The 16,191-nt window shown below is 37.5% G+C and carries 13 protein-coding genes and 1 riboswitch; of the genes, 7 read left to right on the top strand and 6 right to left on the bottom strand.

Going from position 1 to position 16,191, the window contains the following annotated elements; genetic code table 11:
• The first annotated feature begins 39 nt into the window (after nt 1-39).
• Complete coding sequence (locus PQF83_RS17795) at nt 40-924, top strand: LysR family transcriptional regulator (RefSeq protein ID WP_000421916.1); 885 nt, start codon at nt 40-42, stop codon at nt 922-924.
• Between the two features lie 47 nt (nt 925-971).
• On the opposite strand, the gene PQF83_RS17800 is transcribed toward PQF83_RS17795, so the two are convergent.
• Together PQF83_RS17800 and PQF83_RS17805 are read right to left on the bottom strand one after the other, a co-directional pair.
• Entirely contained in the window at nt 972-2,057 is a 1,086-nt protein-coding gene (locus PQF83_RS17800) for a hypothetical protein (protein WP_001231578.1), read from the bottom strand.
• 91 nt (nt 2,058-2,148) lie between these two features.
• Complete coding sequence (locus tag PQF83_RS17805) at nt 2,149-2,298, bottom strand: hypothetical protein (RefSeq protein WP_000283184.1); 150 nt, start codon at nt 2,296-2,298, stop codon at nt 2,149-2,151.
• 245 nt (nt 2,299-2,543) lie between these two features.
• Between PQF83_RS17805 and cydA the strand changes: the two genes are divergently transcribed.
• The 3 genes from cydA to PQF83_RS17820 all read left to right on the top strand — a co-directional run bounded on the left by cydA (nt 2,544) and on the right by PQF83_RS17820 (nt 6,665).
• Complete coding sequence (gene cydA / locus PQF83_RS17810) at nt 2,544-3,899, top strand: cytochrome ubiquinol oxidase subunit I (RefSeq protein ID WP_000381959.1); 1,356 nt, start codon at nt 2,544-2,546, stop codon at nt 3,897-3,899.
• The gene (locus PQF83_RS17815; protein ID WP_000544181.1) at nt 3,892-4,917 is read left to right on the top strand and encodes a cytochrome d ubiquinol oxidase subunit II; all 1,026 of its coding nucleotides are present in this window, start codon (nt 3,892-3,894) and stop codon (nt 4,915-4,917) included. The genes cydA and PQF83_RS17815 overlap by 8 nt, the downstream gene beginning before the upstream one ends.
• A 389-nt stretch (nt 4,918-5,306) precedes the next feature.
• Nucleotides 5,307-6,665, top strand: a complete 1,359-nt coding sequence (locus PQF83_RS17820) for an arsenic transporter (protein WP_000021134.1) — start codon at nt 5,307-5,309, stop codon at nt 6,663-6,665.
• 221 nt (nt 6,666-6,886) lie between these two features.
• Here the strand turns inward: PQF83_RS17820 and thiC are convergent, their stop codons facing one another.
• Entirely contained in the window at nt 6,887-8,647 is a 1,761-nt protein-coding gene (gene thiC, locus PQF83_RS17825; RefSeq protein ID WP_000814470.1) for a phosphomethylpyrimidine synthase ThiC, read from the bottom strand.
• A gap of 112 nt (nt 8,648-8,759) precedes the next feature.
• Nucleotides 8,760-8,875, bottom strand: a riboswitch (TPP riboswitch).
• Nucleotides 8,876-8,946: 71 nt separating this feature from the next.
• On the bottom strand, nt 8,947-10,605 hold the full coding sequence (gene lldP / locus PQF83_RS17830) for an L-lactate permease (protein WP_001099319.1): 1,659 nt from the start codon (nt 10,603-10,605) through the stop codon (nt 8,947-8,949).
• Between the two features lie 297 nt (nt 10,606-10,902).
• On the opposite strand from lldP, the gene PQF83_RS17835 reads away from it, so the two are divergent.
• Nucleotides 10,903-11,220: a DUF4870 domain-containing protein gene (locus PQF83_RS17835; RefSeq protein WP_001014100.1), complete on the top strand. Its 318-nt coding sequence runs from the start codon at nt 10,903-10,905 to the stop codon at nt 11,218-11,220.
• 63 nt (nt 11,221-11,283) lie between these two features.
• Here the strand turns inward: PQF83_RS17835 and PQF83_RS17840 are convergent, their stop codons facing one another.
• The gene (locus PQF83_RS17840; protein ID WP_001139083.1) at nt 11,284-11,775 is read right to left on the bottom strand and encodes a metal-binding protein; all 492 of its coding nucleotides are present in this window, start codon (nt 11,773-11,775) and stop codon (nt 11,284-11,286) included.
• Nucleotides 11,776-11,825: 50 nt separating this feature from the next.
• Nucleotides 11,826-12,191 (bottom strand): YkvA family protein, encoded by a 366-nt coding sequence (locus tag PQF83_RS17845; RefSeq protein ID WP_000810368.1) that lies wholly within the window; start codon nt 12,189-12,191, stop codon nt 11,826-11,828.
• A 547-nt stretch (nt 12,192-12,738) separates the two neighbouring features.
• On the opposite strand from PQF83_RS17845, the gene PQF83_RS17850 reads away from it, so the two are divergent.
• Both PQF83_RS17850 and PQF83_RS17855 read left to right on the top strand, forming a co-directional pair.
• Nucleotides 12,739-14,667 carry an LTA synthase family protein gene (locus PQF83_RS17850; RefSeq protein WP_000665329.1) on the top strand — a complete coding sequence of 643 codons (1,929 nt, stop codon included), beginning with the start codon at nt 12,739-12,741 and terminating at the stop codon, nt 14,665-14,667.
• A gap of 510 nt (nt 14,668-15,177) precedes the next feature.
• On the top strand, nt 15,178-16,062 hold the full coding sequence (locus PQF83_RS17855; protein ID WP_001998631.1) for a D-amino-acid transaminase: 885 nt from the start codon (nt 15,178-15,180) through the stop codon (nt 16,060-16,062).
• Nucleotides 16,063-16,191 lie beyond the last annotated feature (129 nt).

Consider the following 16,191-nt stretch of genomic DNA (forward strand, 5'->3'; position numbering starts at 1 on the left):
TCAATCCATTCCTTTTGGTCTATAGAAAGGAGAGTCAAAATGGAACTTCTTCAACTAAAATACTTTCAAACAGTTGCACGATTAGAGCATATGACAAAAGCCGCTGAAGAATTGCATATCGCACAGCCTTCACTCAGCAAAACAATTGCTAGATTAGAAAAGGACTTGGGCGTTCCGTTATTTGACCGCCAAGGGCGACAAATTACATTAAACTCTTTCGGGAAAGTATTTTTAAAACGAGTAGAGCGCATTTTTCATGAATTAAGTGAAGGCGAACGAGAAATTAAAGATTTAGCTGACTTACAACAAAGCTCTATTACGTTGGCTGTTTCTATTCCAAGAATATTACCCGAACTAATTGGTTCTTTTTTACTAGAACATCCTAACGTTCGATTCCAACAATTTCTCGCATCTACTCCTTCTATGAAACGACAACTAGATAATATAGAAATTGACTTTTGCATTTCTTCTGTGCCAATTGAAGGCGAAGAGATTATTTGGGAACCACTTATTACAGAAGAAATTTTCTTAGTCGTCCCTTCAGGGCACCGTTTATCAGAACGTGAAAGTGTATATTTGCATGAAGTAAAAGACGAACCGTTCATTAGTATGAACACTGGTTACGGATTTCGGCACTTAACAGATGAATTTTGTAAAGAAGCTGGCTTCACTCCACATATTGCTTTTGAAGTAGATGAACCAACCGTGATTAGCGACCTGATTAAGCAAGGCCTCGGCATCGCCTTTGTCCCAAGTTTAACTTTATTAAAAAACTCTACTTTAGCATTAAATAAGTTACGTATTATTGAACCAAATTGTGAGCGAACGATTGGGTTAAGCTGGTCAAAAAAACGTTACTTATCGAAAACTGCTCAGAAATTCCGTGAATTCGTAATTGATTACTTCTCCAATATTAGGACTTAAAATGATATTAAACAATAAAAGATGCCATCCCCATAGGGTGGCACCTTTTATTTTTCACTCTTCTCTAATTCTATTTCAGCTAAAAGCGGCAAAACATTATCAAAAATATGCGTATTGTTATTTTCGCCTGTTACATATCCACCGTAGTATCTACTAAATACGTTGTCATTTCGGAATGTGGCCATATGATCATATAATTCCTTTGCGAAATTTGTATCACCTGTTTGTAGTACGTACAAAATCGTTAATCCGTAAGCGGCTGGCGATTCATAATTCACAGTTTGTTTTCCCGTTTCTAAATTGTAACGACCGTATAGCTTTCCATCCTCCTGGAATTTCTTCTTTATAAATTCCAAATAAGCATCTGATGAAAGACCACCTAAACTACGATGATATGCAACGTATGATTGGTCAATCAGATTCACTTCTTTGTCGTACGTAAATGTACCATCTGCTTTATACTCTTTCGGGAATGCCCATCCATGCCTTGGATAATCCGCTAAAAATTGAACGACTTCCTCATATTGCTGAGCAGAAACTTTTCCATACTTTTTCATATAGGAGAATGCATGCGGATTTACATATGACGTTGTTGCAAAATCATTTTGTTTCCTTGCATCTGCATCATAATAATCAACATAATAATTATCTTTCTTATTATAACGAATTACAGCATCACTCAATTGATCTGCCAAGTTTTTATAGCGCTCTTCCTTGTACATTTCATAAGCGCGATATAACTGTTCTATAATACGAAGATCATCAATAAGTGCATTTGTAGCTGACTGCATTTCTCCCTTTTCAGAGATTTTCCATAAAACAATTTGGTTCTTATGTACAAAGTTATTTTGAATAACCTTAACTTGTTCATCGAATAACGCTTGATCGTCTTTATCGAGTGTATATTGCAGCCATAGTCCTGCTGATTCCGATAAAGCTTCACGGCCTTTCGCTTCACCAGTACCTGCTTTTGTATCCTCTAAACGATATGTAGCAAGCGTCCCATTTTCATTCACCATATGTCTTAAAATAAAATGTTCCGTACGGTTTCCTTGCAAAGCTGACCAAAATACAATTCCACCTAAAGCGATTAAAAGAATAACGCCAATCACTATATATATACGTTTCCGCAAACTTTTCACCTCCCTAGTAAGGCTATCCTTAATTTTACCAGAACATACGTAAATGTAAAAAAGACAATCTAATAGATTGTCTCCCGTTCCTTTATCCCTCACAAGCCTCTTTAGAAGGTCTATATAGCGATTCTACGAGTCGATCATACTCACTACGCGTAATCTCTTTATTATACAGCTTCAATAATAAATCTCTATGCTCTTTTGAAAATGCCATCTTTTTAATGACTTCAGGATACATAAAACATCCTCTCCATTTCACATAAACTTCTTCACTCCAAAAAACAGAACTTATGTTCGCATAAAAGATTATAAAATATTCCTCACTAAAAAACAAACAAAATATTAACTTCTTTCTATTTAGAATATTCAAACATTATATTACCATATCCACTTTTTAAATACATATATATTTTTGGTAGTTTTTTTGAATAAATCTTCCAATTCAATCAGAAAATAATGGCAAAAAAGAAGAGGAGTTTACATATGGATACGGTAACATTAGCAAGAGCATTTTTCGGTTCTTCACTAGCATTCCACATTATCTTCGCAACACTTGGTGTCGGACTTTCATTAATGATTTTTATAAGTGAAATACTCTATCACTGGAAGAAAGATTCCGACTACGCCATTATGGCGAAAAGATGGACAAAGGCTTTTGCCATCCTTCTCGGTGTAGCAATTCCAACTGGAACAATCGTTGGTGTGCAAATCTCACTGCTTTGGCCTGGTTTTGCCAAAATTGTTGGGCAGGTTATTTCTGTTCCCTTTCAAATTGAGATTTTCGCCTTCTTTTTAGAGGCTTTGTTCATGTCCATTTATGTATATGCAGCTGACAAACTACCTCCATTCATGAGATTAATCTCGCTATTCTTCGTCATGATTGGTGCCACGGCATCCGCCGTGCTTATTACATCGGCAAATACATGGATGAATACACCCGCGGGCTTTTCAATGGGACCAGATGGATCAGTTTTTAACGTTGATCCGTGGAAAGCTTTCTTTAATCCGAGTTTTGGTACGAGCGCATTCCACGTTGTGATTACAGCCTACGCAACTGGAGCTGCCGTCATTGCCTCTATCGCCGGATTTAAATTATTAAAGAAGAATGTAAGTGAACGTGAAGTGGCATATCATAAAAAAGGACTACTGTTAGGACTCGTCGTGACATTTATTACAGGCGCTACGATGTGGCTTTCGGGACACGAATCGGCAATTGCTTTACATAAGCATTCCCCTGAAAAACTGGCATCTGCTGAAGCTTTATTTGAAACGACATCACATGCACCGTTATCAATTGGCGGCGTTGTAGATCCTAACACACTTGAACTAAACTATGCACTAGAAATTCCGAACATGCTTAGCCTACTAGTAGGACTAGACCCTAACACTGTCGTAAAAGGACTAAAGGAATTTCCACAAGAAACATGGCCACCATTTTACACGCATACACTGTTCAATTTAATGGTTGGCACTGCTGCCTTTACCTTTGCAGTTGCAGCAATTGCCCTCTTATATTGGTACTTTGTTTACCGAAAAAAAGAAACAGAGCTACCGAAGTGGCTTCTTTGGGGAGCTGCCGCATGTGGACCAGTTATGATGCTCGGCATTGAATTTGGGTGGATTTTCAGCTGTAGCGGTCGTCAGCCATGGACCATTTACGGTATGCAACGTACAGTCGATGCTTCTACACGCGCCGATTTTGTCGGTCCTTTATTTATTCTATTCATCATTTTATATATTGGACTCGGTATTTTAACAGTTTTTGTACTACGGACATTCTTTAAGAAACATCCGCTTACAAATGATTTACATCACGAAGGAGGCGATTCTCGTGCATGAGGAAAGTATTGCAATCATCATCTTATGGGCTCTTATTTTCGTATACAGTATATTAGGGTCCATCGATTTTGGAGCAGGTTTTTGGGGCATGGTATACGCAAAACATCCAACGCTAGCTGCCAAGCTTGCCAACCGATACTTATCACCGACTTGGGAAGTAACAAATACATTTCTCGTCTTTGTCGTTGTCGCTTTTCTTGGCTTCTTTCCGAAAGCCGCTTTTACCCTAGCAACGGTAATGTTCGTACCCGTTATGTTAATTCTAGTACTCGTGGCAATTCGCAGTACATTTATGGTATTTGCTTATTCCCTGCCGAAGTACCAACACCTTCTTCGTATTATTTCAGGTATTACAGGACTCTTAATTCCAGCCCTATTAATTACCGTTTTACCTGTTACAGAAGGTGCCTATATTACAATGTCTGAAGGAAAAGAAGTACTCCTATATGGAAAACTTCTTTCTAGTCCTGTTATTTATTGTTATATGCTCTTCGGACTAACTTCGGAACTATTTCTTTCCTCTCTCTTTCTTGCTGATTTTGCGAGAGAACAAGGTTCAGAAGATGCATATAGAATTTATAGAAGAAACGCGATTATCCTTGGTCCTGCAACGCTCGTTACGGCGATTATTGCCCTCGTTGTAATGGATCCGGAAACACACTGGCTTATGCAAGGGCTAATAAAGCAATTCACATGGTTTACAGTTTCTATCGTTTTATTCATTATCGGATACTCTTCTCTTTGGTGGACAAACAAGAAGTATGACACACTAGGATACCCTCGCATCGCTGTTTTAGCAGTCGTCGCTCAATATGCATTTGCAAGTTATGCTTACGGCGTTGCGCATTTACCGTATATTATTTATCCTGATGTAACTGTATTTACAAGCTTTACAACGGTCGAAACATTCTATGCATTGCTTATTCTATATGCAATTGGGATTGCAATTTTATTACCAGGATTTATTTTCTTCTGGAATTTATTCTTGAAGGATCGAACTTTTTTGAAGGAAAAATAATATTGTAGGGCCTGTTCCAAAAGGTATTTTGGGGTGGGCTCCTTTTGTCATGTTTTGTCGATAAGTCGATATAATTTAAAAATCGCTGATATATTTTGAGTTGCGCCGATATATTTCAATAATCGCTGATATATTTTGAGTTGCGCCGATATATCTCCATAATCGCCCATATAAATTTCATTTACTATCTTACTGCCCCATTAATTTCTAGACTCCTCTCACAATAGTTATTTCACTAAGAGAGATACTTGTCCCATAACTTGAAAAACACATATTTATTGCACTCCGTTATACGTCTAGTTCTTCTTATTTTTTGCTGAATATACTACCAATACAAACCTTAAGACAAGCTACATTACTTTAAGGAAAAGTAGAAAGGTAGGTAAAATATGAGCATTGAAATATGGATTACTATTATTGTATTCTTCTTAACAATGATTGTTATCTTTTGGCGACCTCGTGGTTTAAATGAGGCGTGGCCGGCAGCAATTGGCGCTGGCATTATCCTGATTACTGGACTTGTATCAAAACCAGACGTCATGGACATTATTAGTAAAATTGGCGGTGCCTCCATAACAATATTAGCGACCATCGTTATGGCGGTTATATTAGAAAGCTTCGGCTTCTTCCACTGGTCCGCAGCGAAACTTGCAAACCTAGCAAAAGGCTCCGGGCGCCGCTTATACTGGTATATTCAATTATTATGTTTTCTTATGACTCTTTTATTTAATAACGACGGTAGTATTTTAATTACAACGCCAATTTTAATTCTTCTCCTAAAAAATCTTCAATTAAAACCGCATCAACAAATCCCTTATTTATTAAGCGGTGCTTTAATCGCTACTGCATCTAGTGCACCAATTGGTGTAAGTAATATCGTAAACTTAATCGCATTAAATATCGTGAATATGACTCTTTATATGCATACTGCTATGATGTTTGTACCTGCAACATTAGGACTATTGTTTATGTCATGGCTTATGTATACGGTTTTGAAGAAAAAACTTCCGAAAAAATTGCCTGTTTCTTCATATGATATTGAAGAAATATTCTTCACGAAAAACTTTCATCCGTTAAAAGGAAAAAATTCAGTTGATACGAAACAAAAACGGACAAGGTTCATGCTAAAAGTATTAGGCTTCGTCTTCCTTATGCGCTGTCTTCTATTCGTTGCATCCTTCTTATCCATCCCAATCGAGATTGTTGCCGTACTCGGTTCACTCGTTCTTCTCATTTGGAGATGGTACTACTTACGAACGAACCCTGTCGATATTTTGAAAAAGACACCGTGGCACATTTTGATTTTTGCTTTCTCTATGTATGTCATTATTTACGGGCTCCACAACGCAGGATTAACAGCAGCGCTTGTCCAATGGCTTGAACCAGTTGTAAGTCAACATCTGCTTTATGCTAGCTTTGCAATGGGTGGACTCGTTTCTCTCCTCTCCAATGTCTTCAATAATCACCCTGCACTTATGATTGGGACCATTACGTTAACAGAAATGGGATTAGATCCAGTCACATTAAAAACTATCTATCTCGCAAATATCATTGGTAGTGACATCGGTTCACTATTATTACCAATCGGTACGCTAGCTTCTCTCATTTGGATGTATATCCTGAAACAAAACAAAATTAAAGTAAAATGGAAAGACTATTTAAGTGTATCCCTTATCGTTATTCCACTCACAACAGTCGTTACATTATTCCTCTTATTCTACTGGGTACATCTCTTCTTCGCCTTATAAAGTGAAACTTTAATCAGCCCTAACTAATCGGGCTTTTACGGGCAGTTGCCCCCCACCTAACTTCTTTGCTTCCGCTGAATTTTGAGGCGGGGGTCTTACTGCCCACAAATAGCGGAATAAACAACAGAAGCCCGCTTTGCTACCGTCTTAGCAAAGCGGGCTTCTTCTATATTTAAGTTAGGTACTACAGTGTGATCAATCAAGTAAAGAGGTGTAACGTGTTATTGGTATAAATGACTACCTGTTTCTTTAAATTCTTTCGCTTTCTCTTTCATTCCTTTTTCAATTGCTTCTGTCGTTTCTAAATCATTTTCTTTTGCATATTCCCGAATATCATGTGAAATTCTCATACTACAAAACTTCGGTCCACACATGGAACAGAAATGAGCCGTTTTCGCACCTTCTGCTGGCAACGTTTCATCGTGATACTCCATCGCGCGTTCAGGATCTAAAGATAAATTAAATTGATCGCGCCAACGGAATTCAAAACGAGCTTTTGAAAGTGCATCATCACGCTGATGAGCCGTTTTGTGCCCTTTCGCCAGATCAGCTGCATGCGCAGCGATTTTGTACGTAATAACACCTTCGCGTACATCATCTTTATTCGGTAAACCTAAATGTTCTTTCGGCGTTACATAACAAAGCATCGCTGTTCCAAACCAGCCAATCATCGCAGCTCCAATTGCGGATGTAATATGGTCATAACCTGGTGCAATATCTGTCGTTAACGGTCCAAGTGTATAGAATGGTGCGCCCTGGCAAATATCAAGCTCTTTCTCCATATTTTCTTTAATTAAATGCATCGGTACATGCCCAGGCCCTTCAATCATAACTTGCACATCATGTTTCCAAGCAATCTTCGTTAATTCACCAAGTGTTTCAAGCTCAGAGAACTGCGCTTCGTCATTTGCATCTGCAATCGAACCTGGACGTAATCCATCTCCAAGAGAGAACGAAACATCATACTGCTTCATAATTTCACAAATCTCTTCAAAATGAGTGTATAGGAAGTTTTCTTTATGATGGTATAAACACCACTGCGCCATAATTGAACCACCGCGCGAAACGATACCTGTCGTACGCTTTGCAGTAATCGGAATGTAACGAAGTAATACGCCAGCGTGAATCGTAAAGTAATCTACGCCTTGCTCCGCTTGCTCAATTAACGTATCACGATACACTTCCCACGTTAAATCTTCTGCAATTCCGTTTACTTTTTCAAGCGCTTGATAGATCGGTACAGTTCCAACTGGTACAGGCGCATTACGAATAATCCACTCACGCGTCGTATGAATGTTTTTACCTGTAGATAAATCCATAATCGTATCTGCACCCCAGCGAGTAGCCCACGTCATCTTCTCTACTTCTTCTGCAATAGAAGAAGATACAGCAGAGTTTCCGATATTTGCATTCACCTTCACGTGGAAATTACGTCCAATAATCATCGGCTCTGCTTCAGGATGGTTAATATTCGCTGGTAAAATAGCGCGACCTTCCGCAATTTCCTTACGAACAAACTCAGGTTCTACCCCTTCACGAATCGCAACATATTCCATCTCAGACGTAATGATGCCATTACGTGCATAATGCATTTGCGTAACATTTGCACCTTGCTTCGCTCTAAGTGGTTTACGATCCATTTGCGGGAAAACAGGTGTATGTTTCGAAGCCACCTTCACACCGTCATCCTCTGGTTTCACTTCGCGCCCTTCGTATGCTTCTACATCATTACGCTCCAGTATCCAAGAGTGGCGTGGCGTTGGAATCCCCTTTTCCAGCTCCACTTTATACGCGGGATCCGTATAAGGACCGCTCGTATCATATACGCGAATTGGCGGATTCGGAACGCCGTTTGTATCGCTTTGTTCAATCTCACGCATCGGCACTTTCATACCTTCTCGTGGTCCATCCACATACACTTTCTTACTTCCTGGTAAACTCGATTTCAATTCAATTTGCTCAGCTGAAACAGACTGTTTCATAACCTTTGTTGCCCCCCTGTACGTGACAAGGACGAGATATGGCCAGCGTATGCCAAAATAAAAAGAGCCAGGTCCATAAAAAAATAAGGACCTGGCTCATAAAGACATCATTATGTAAAGCCGTTAACTTCCCTACGCTGGTACGAGCCAGATCAGGTCCAAAGGGTTAAGAAGTTCACGCGCTTCTCTCTCAGCCTACGCATACGTTAGGCACCCCTAGTTTATCACTGATTTAATTTTCAATACTTTCTCATCATACACGATAATCTGAAAAATGCAAAGTTTATTTCTTTTGTTGTTTATGGAATCATCCACGTTAAATAATATGCCTGTACATACGTCATAATACCAACAATAATTACGAAGAATAAACTATGCTTCACTGTAAACCGGAATAAATCTGATTCTTTTCCAGCAAGTCCAACTGCTGCACAAGCAATGGCAATCGATTGCGGAGAAATCATTTTTCCGGTTACACCGCCCGTTGTATTCGCTGCAACGAGAAGTACTTCAGATACACCGACTTGCTGCGCTGTAATTGCTTGTAAATTTGAAAATAATGCATTCGCTGAAGTATCAGACCCTGTTAAGAATACACCAATCCATCCTAAGAATGGTGAGAAGAACGGGAATAGTCCGCCAGTTCCTGCTAGTGCTAACGCTAGTGTAGAAGATAGCCCAGAATAGTTTGCGATAAATGCAAATCCTAATACGAATCCAATAGATAGAATTGGCATTTTAAGTTCACTTAAAGTTTCTTTAAATGTTACCACTGCATCTTTTACACTCATTTTCAAAATAAACATGGAAATGAGACAAGCAATTAAAATTGCTGTTCCCGTTGCTGATAATACATCAAACTTCAAAATTGCCTCGTAAGGCGTCGCTTTATTTACAATAGGCTCTGCTTTCATTACTAAATTGTGCAAGCCTGGAATTTCAAACTTAAATACAAGGCTTTCTAACGCGCCTCCTGGAGCAAATAATGCTTTAAAGAAACTTTGACTCCAAATGACTACCATAACCGTTAATACGATAAATGGAGACCATGCCTTTACTACTTTTCCTAACGTTAATTTCGGCATCGATGCCGCTGTTGTTGCAGCTACTTCTCTATTTGCTTGCCCTGATTGATAAATTTCTTTTGGTTGCCATACTTTTAAGAACAGCGCTAAACTAACTAAACTTACAAGTGCCGACGTAATATCCGGAAGTTCTGGTCCTAAGAATGTCGCTGTTATGAACTGCGTAATTGCAAATGAGCTACCTGCTACAAGTAAAGCAGGCCACGTTTGTCTTACTCCTTTCAACCCGTCCATTAAAAATACGATAAAGAATGGAACAAATAATGATAAGAACGGTAATTGATGTCCAGCCATTTGTCCAATTTTATGTGGATCAATACCTGTTACTTGTCCAGCAACTGTAATCGGAATACCCATCGCTCCGAACGCTACTGGTGCTGTGTTTGCAATTAAACAAAGACCTGCCGCATATAAAGGATTTAGCCCAAGGCCTGCAAGAAGCGCTGCCGTAATCGCTACTGGTGCACCGAATCCCGCTGCCCCTTCTAAAAATGCTCCGAATGAAAAACCGATTAAAATAACGAGTAAACGATGGTCATTCGTAATGGATAATACAGATGCACGAATCACATCGAATTGACCTGTTTTCACAGATATTTTATATAAAAATACCGACATAATGATAATCCAAGCAATTGGCCATAGTCCGTATAAAAAACCATATCCAGTCGCTGCCATTGCCATCGTGAACGGCATCTTATAAGCGAATAATGCCACTAAAATTGTAAGTACAACTGTAATAAATCCTGCCACATACCCCTTCATGCGGAAAACTGCTAAAGCTAAGAAAAAAAAGATAATCGGAATAAGTGCGACCGCCGCCGAAATCCAAATGTTTCCGAACGGATCATAAACTTGTGTCCATGTGTTCATTGTTCTCTCCCCCTAAAGAATCCCCTTTTAAGTAGAATAACCTCATCAATAGACTATCAGGTCATCATACCTTTAAGTCTAAAAATAAAAAAACGTTTAAGAAAACGTTTTCAATAACTTTCATTTATACTGTACCATAACAATTTCCATTTAAAAAGATTTTTTTGAAAATTTTATTATTTAACAAAAAAATCTTACAAAACCGTCATGTTCTTGTAATGTTCATCGATAGAAAGCTTGCCAAAACTATTGCATAATAATAGTATAACAACGGACATTATTTATGAGGTGATATATATGAATGGAAACAAAATATTAGCAGCTTTATCATACTTTAGTGTATTATTTGCCCCTATCTTATTCCCTATTATTGTGTGGATTGTAGGCGATGCTGAAACGAAACCACATGCAAAACGTGCTCTATGGACACACATTATCCCAAGTATCGCTACATTCATTGGCGTAACTATTTTAGGAATTATGGGTCTTGGATCTGATCAACCGGATGTAACACTGGGCATCGGTACAATGATTGTCTTATGTATTTGCGGAATCATTAGCTTATACTACTTCATTTGGAACATCGTGAAAGGTATTAAAGTACTGAAAGCTTAATTTTAAACAAACGTTTGATTAATAAGAAAAAACCGTCCCAAAATACTTTTTGGGACGGTTTTTTTATCTTCTGCGTTTCTTCTTTTTTCTCATCATTTTCTTACGGCGCGTATTCACTTTATCCGCTATAATGTGAAGCGTGCTTGCCACAACAATTCCCATTACGAACGTTACAATTTCAACCTCATGTTCCTTCGCCATTTCTATTAAATTCCCGTCAAGCGCGATTACATTTAATAGGAATAAAAACGGAGAAAACACAATTAACATGTATGCAATACGAATCACATCACCAAGTATAATTGTGTGTGTAAAGAAGGAGCGATGCGGCATCACCTTCTTATACGGATACCAAAATATACGCAGGAATCCCCATTTATTATACGCATTACTATACGTATCTAAATCCGGTGTTAAAAATGTAGTACCTACTAAAAAGCCAATTGCAAAAGTTAATAAAAAATCAAAATTTGTTAGTCCATACGAAAAGAGCATAAACAAAACAACCGGAAGGGATATTAAGTTTATTTTCGTATGCGTTCTTCCTGACGGCATAATGCACTTCCTCGCTTACGTTCGCCCTGTCACCATGTGACAGTTCTCACCTATTGATCTAATTTTTGATCGATAAAGGATGTGTCTATATCCGAACCAAACCATTCTGTCAACTTCACTCGTGCCTTATCTTTCACATCATCATTAACGTATAACGACGCTTGTAATAGCGCAGCCATTAACGCCCCTAAATCATCCGTATAACCAATTCCAGCAACGAAATCTGGAATCGCATCAATCGGTGCAATAAAATAAGCAAGTGCTCCAATTACAATAATTTTCACTCGCTTTGGAACATCTGGTTTCTGCAAAACGTAAAACAATAATAAACTTGCATAAATGACCGACTGCCCTGCTTGCTTTGCGACATGTTTTACTTTCTTCCAAAATGCTTCAACTGAAAATTTTTGTTTCATGTAAAAGCCTCCCTATTTTTTTAAAAGAAATAAGCTACAATATGTTTTCAGTAAAAGTTCATCAAAATTACACATAATCTATCAATGAACTTTCATTGTAACAAACAAACCGAAAAAGAACAAGTGTTCGTTAATTTTTACATACTTCCCTTCATATAATAGGTTTCTAGATAACCACTTACCCATTGTCATTTCTTATTTCTCAACAAAGAAAATTTTCACTTTCACTTAACATTCTGCTCTACCTTTGTTATATTTTCTAGTTGACGGACATATAAACGAATGTTAAAGTTTTCTCTGGTAGTGACAAATCTCATACAAAAAATGTAAAATGTTATAGTGTTTCTCAGAAATGAATTTTGTTGTATAATACAGAAATGACGTTATGCTTATGAGTAACACAAGAAACTAAAAGGGTATGCATAGTTATAGTCGTATATGGGTGAATATAGAACCTCTAATTATGGCCAAGAAAACTATGTATTTTTTATTTTAGCATTTTTCGCTCCAAAATCGACCAAGCCTGATAGAGAAAGGGTGGAAATGAATGAAAGAAACCTTGAAATCACAATTTCAAAATGTGCGTTTCACTGCATTCGTAGCTTTAGCCTTATGGTTGAAGACATATCTTATTACACGCACAAGCTTTGATTTAAAACTTGAATCTTTCATGCAAGAATTCATTTTATTCCTTAGCCCATTAGCAGCATCATTACTGCTTGTTGGTCTTGCATTATTTGCAAAAGGGAAAAAACGTAACTATATAGCACTTGGAATTAATTTTGTCTTAACAATCGTTCTTGTTGGTAACGTAATGTTCTACGGATTCTACAATGACTTCGTTACTTTACCAGTACTAGGACAAACATCTAACTTCGGAAGTTTAGGTTCTAGTGTAAAAGAATTGTTTAACTACAAAATTATCCTCGCATTTGCTGATATTATCGTATTCTTCATTTTATTGAAGAAGATGAAGAATTTTGCACCGACAGAACGTGTAGCACGCCCAATGCGTTCCCTATACTTCGTGTCAACAATTGCTATTTTCTTCGCAAACTTAGGATTGGCAGAAGCTGAGCGTCCAGAACTATTAACACGTTCATTCGACCGCGTTATGCTTGTTAAAAACTTAGGTTTATATGTACACCAAGTATATGATCTTGGCTTACAAGCAAAATCAAGTTCACAAAAAGCATTTGCTGACGGTAGTAAGTTACAGGAAACAGAGAACTACGTAAAAACAACGCAAAGCAAACCAGATCCAAATATGTTTGGTACTGCAAAAGGGAAGAACGTAATCATTGTCTCTCTTGAGTCATTACAAACATTCTTAATCGGTGCAACAGTTAACGGACAAGAAGTTACACCATTCTTAAACCAATTTACGAAAGAAAGTTATTACTTTGATAACTTCTTCCATCAAACTGGGCAAGGAAAAACATCTGATGCTGAATTCTTAGTAGATACTTCAATGTATCCACTAGACCGTGGTGCTGTATTCTTCACACACGGTAACAACGAATACACAGCAACTCCAGAAATTTTACGTCAGCAAGGATACTACACTGCAGTATTCCACGCAAACAACGCAACATTCTGGAACCGTAACATTATGTATCCGGCACTTGGTTATGATCGTTACTACAACGAGCTTGACTATAAGATTACGCCAGAAACGAAATTAAACTGGGGATTAAAAGATATCGAGTACTTTGATCAATCTATCGATATGTTAAAACAAGTGAAGCAACCGTTCTATACTCGCTTCCTTACTTTAACAAACCATTACCCATTCACTTATGATGACAATACAAAATTAATTGATGAATACAATTCTGGTGATGGCGTATTTGACCGTTACATGGTAACAGCTCGCTACTTAGATGAAGCAATGAAACACTTTATTGAACGTCTAAAAGCAGAAGGTATTTACGACAACTCAGTTATCGTATTCTACGGTGACCACTACGGTATTTCTGAAAACCATAACCGTGCAATGGCACAGTTCTTAGGAAAAGAAGAAATTACTGCGTTTGACCATATGAACTTACAAAAAACACCAATGTTTATTCACGTTCCAGGTCAAAAAGAAGGTAAAACAATTTCAAAACCAACTGGTGAAATTGACATTAAACCAACTATTCTAAACTTACTTGGTGTAGATTCTACGAATGACGTTCGATTCGGTCATGACGTATTCTCACCTGACAATAAAGGATTCGTTGTTCTTCGTGATGGTAGCTTCGTTACAGATAAGTACATGTACACGAACAGTACATTCTACGACCGTGCTACTGGCGAAGTTGTACAACTACCAAAAGAAGAATCTCAACCACTTATTGATCGTGCCCAAAATGAATTGAGCATGTCTGACAAAATCATTGAGGGTGATTTACTTCGCTTCTCTGAAAGCAACAAGATCAAAACTGGTGAAGTAAAGACAGCTATTAAAGAAGAAAAGAAGAGCGCTGAGTAATCTCAGCCTCTTTTTTTATATTCCTCCATACAATTACTTATATTCATTAACTTTAACATTACATAACCTTTACCAAATATTCATATAAAATTAATGAAGTATCTCTATAATAAAATATGTAAACGAGGTTCTATATATTTCTTATCTCTCATCTGTAATAAGATCCCTTAAAGAAATATGTGAATCGTTTATTTCTACTTTCTTATAATTGTCTTTCAATATGTTTTGTTTCCATACACAAAACATTCAATAAGACGATGTCCCTATGAAAGATAGCTACCCTCCTTGTGCAGCATTCCATAAGAATGTTGCTTTTTTTTATTTAAAAGCAGGATTCTTATTTCTTATTTTCGAATTTGTATATACGAAATGCTGTAAATCACTACCACTTCTCTACCATTTACAAATACATATACGTCATATGTAAAGAATTACTCACATAAAAATTACTGTAGTGATTTTTATTCCAAATGAATGAAAACTTCACTTTACTTATGCACTTACGAAAGGATGGGACGAAAATTGGCATATGAAAGATTTGTACTTTGGAATGATGCAGTTATTGATACAACGAAACAAAAAACGTACATAGACCTTGAGGAAAGAGGCTTGCAGTTTGGGGATGGTGTCTACGAGGTTATTCGTCTATATAAAGGGAACTTTCACTTATTAGATCCGCATATCACAAGATTATATCGCTCCATGGAAGAAATAGAATTAACACTCCCTTTCTCAAAAGCGGAACTGATTACCCTACTTTATAAACTAATCGAAAATAATAATTTCCACGAAGATGGAACGATTTATTTGCAAGTATCTCGTGGTGTACAAGCTCGTACCCATACGTTCTCATATGACGTCCCTCCAACAATCTATGCCTATATTACAAAGAAAGAAAGACCAGCGTTATGGATTGAATATGGTGTACGTGCCATATCAGAACCGGATACGCGCTGGCTACGCTGTGATATTAAATCATTAAACTTATTACCGAATATATTAGCTACTACGAAAGCGGAACGAAAAGGTTGTAAAGAGGCCCTTTTCGTACGAAATGGTACTGTAACTGAGGGCAGCCACTCTAACTTCTTTCTCATTAAAAACGGAACTCTTTACACACATCCAGCTAATCACCTTATTTTAAATGGCATTATTCGTCAATATGTTCTTTCTTTAGCGAAAACCCTTCGTATTCCAGTACAAGAAGAGCTTTTCAGCGTTCGTGATGTTTATCAAGCGGATGAATGCTTTTTTACAGGAACGACGATTGAAATTTTGCCGATGACTCATCTTGATGGAACCGCAATCCGAGATGGTCAAGTTGGCCCTATCACGAAAATGCTGCAACGATCATTTTCTCAGAGTTTGTTACAATCCAATATGTCATCTTCTTAAACACGAATAATTTCTATCCTTTCTACATTCAATATATGTATTTAAATGGAAATCAAGGTATAGATTTATGCCTTGATTTTTTCTTGTAATCTTTTTGTCATATTCAGATTCCCGCATAAGTCTTGACAG

It is taken from the genome of Bacillus sp. FF-1 (assembly GCF_028548245.1).
Lineage (GTDB): Bacteria > Bacillota > Bacilli > Bacillales > Bacillaceae_G > Bacillus_A > Bacillus_A paranthracis.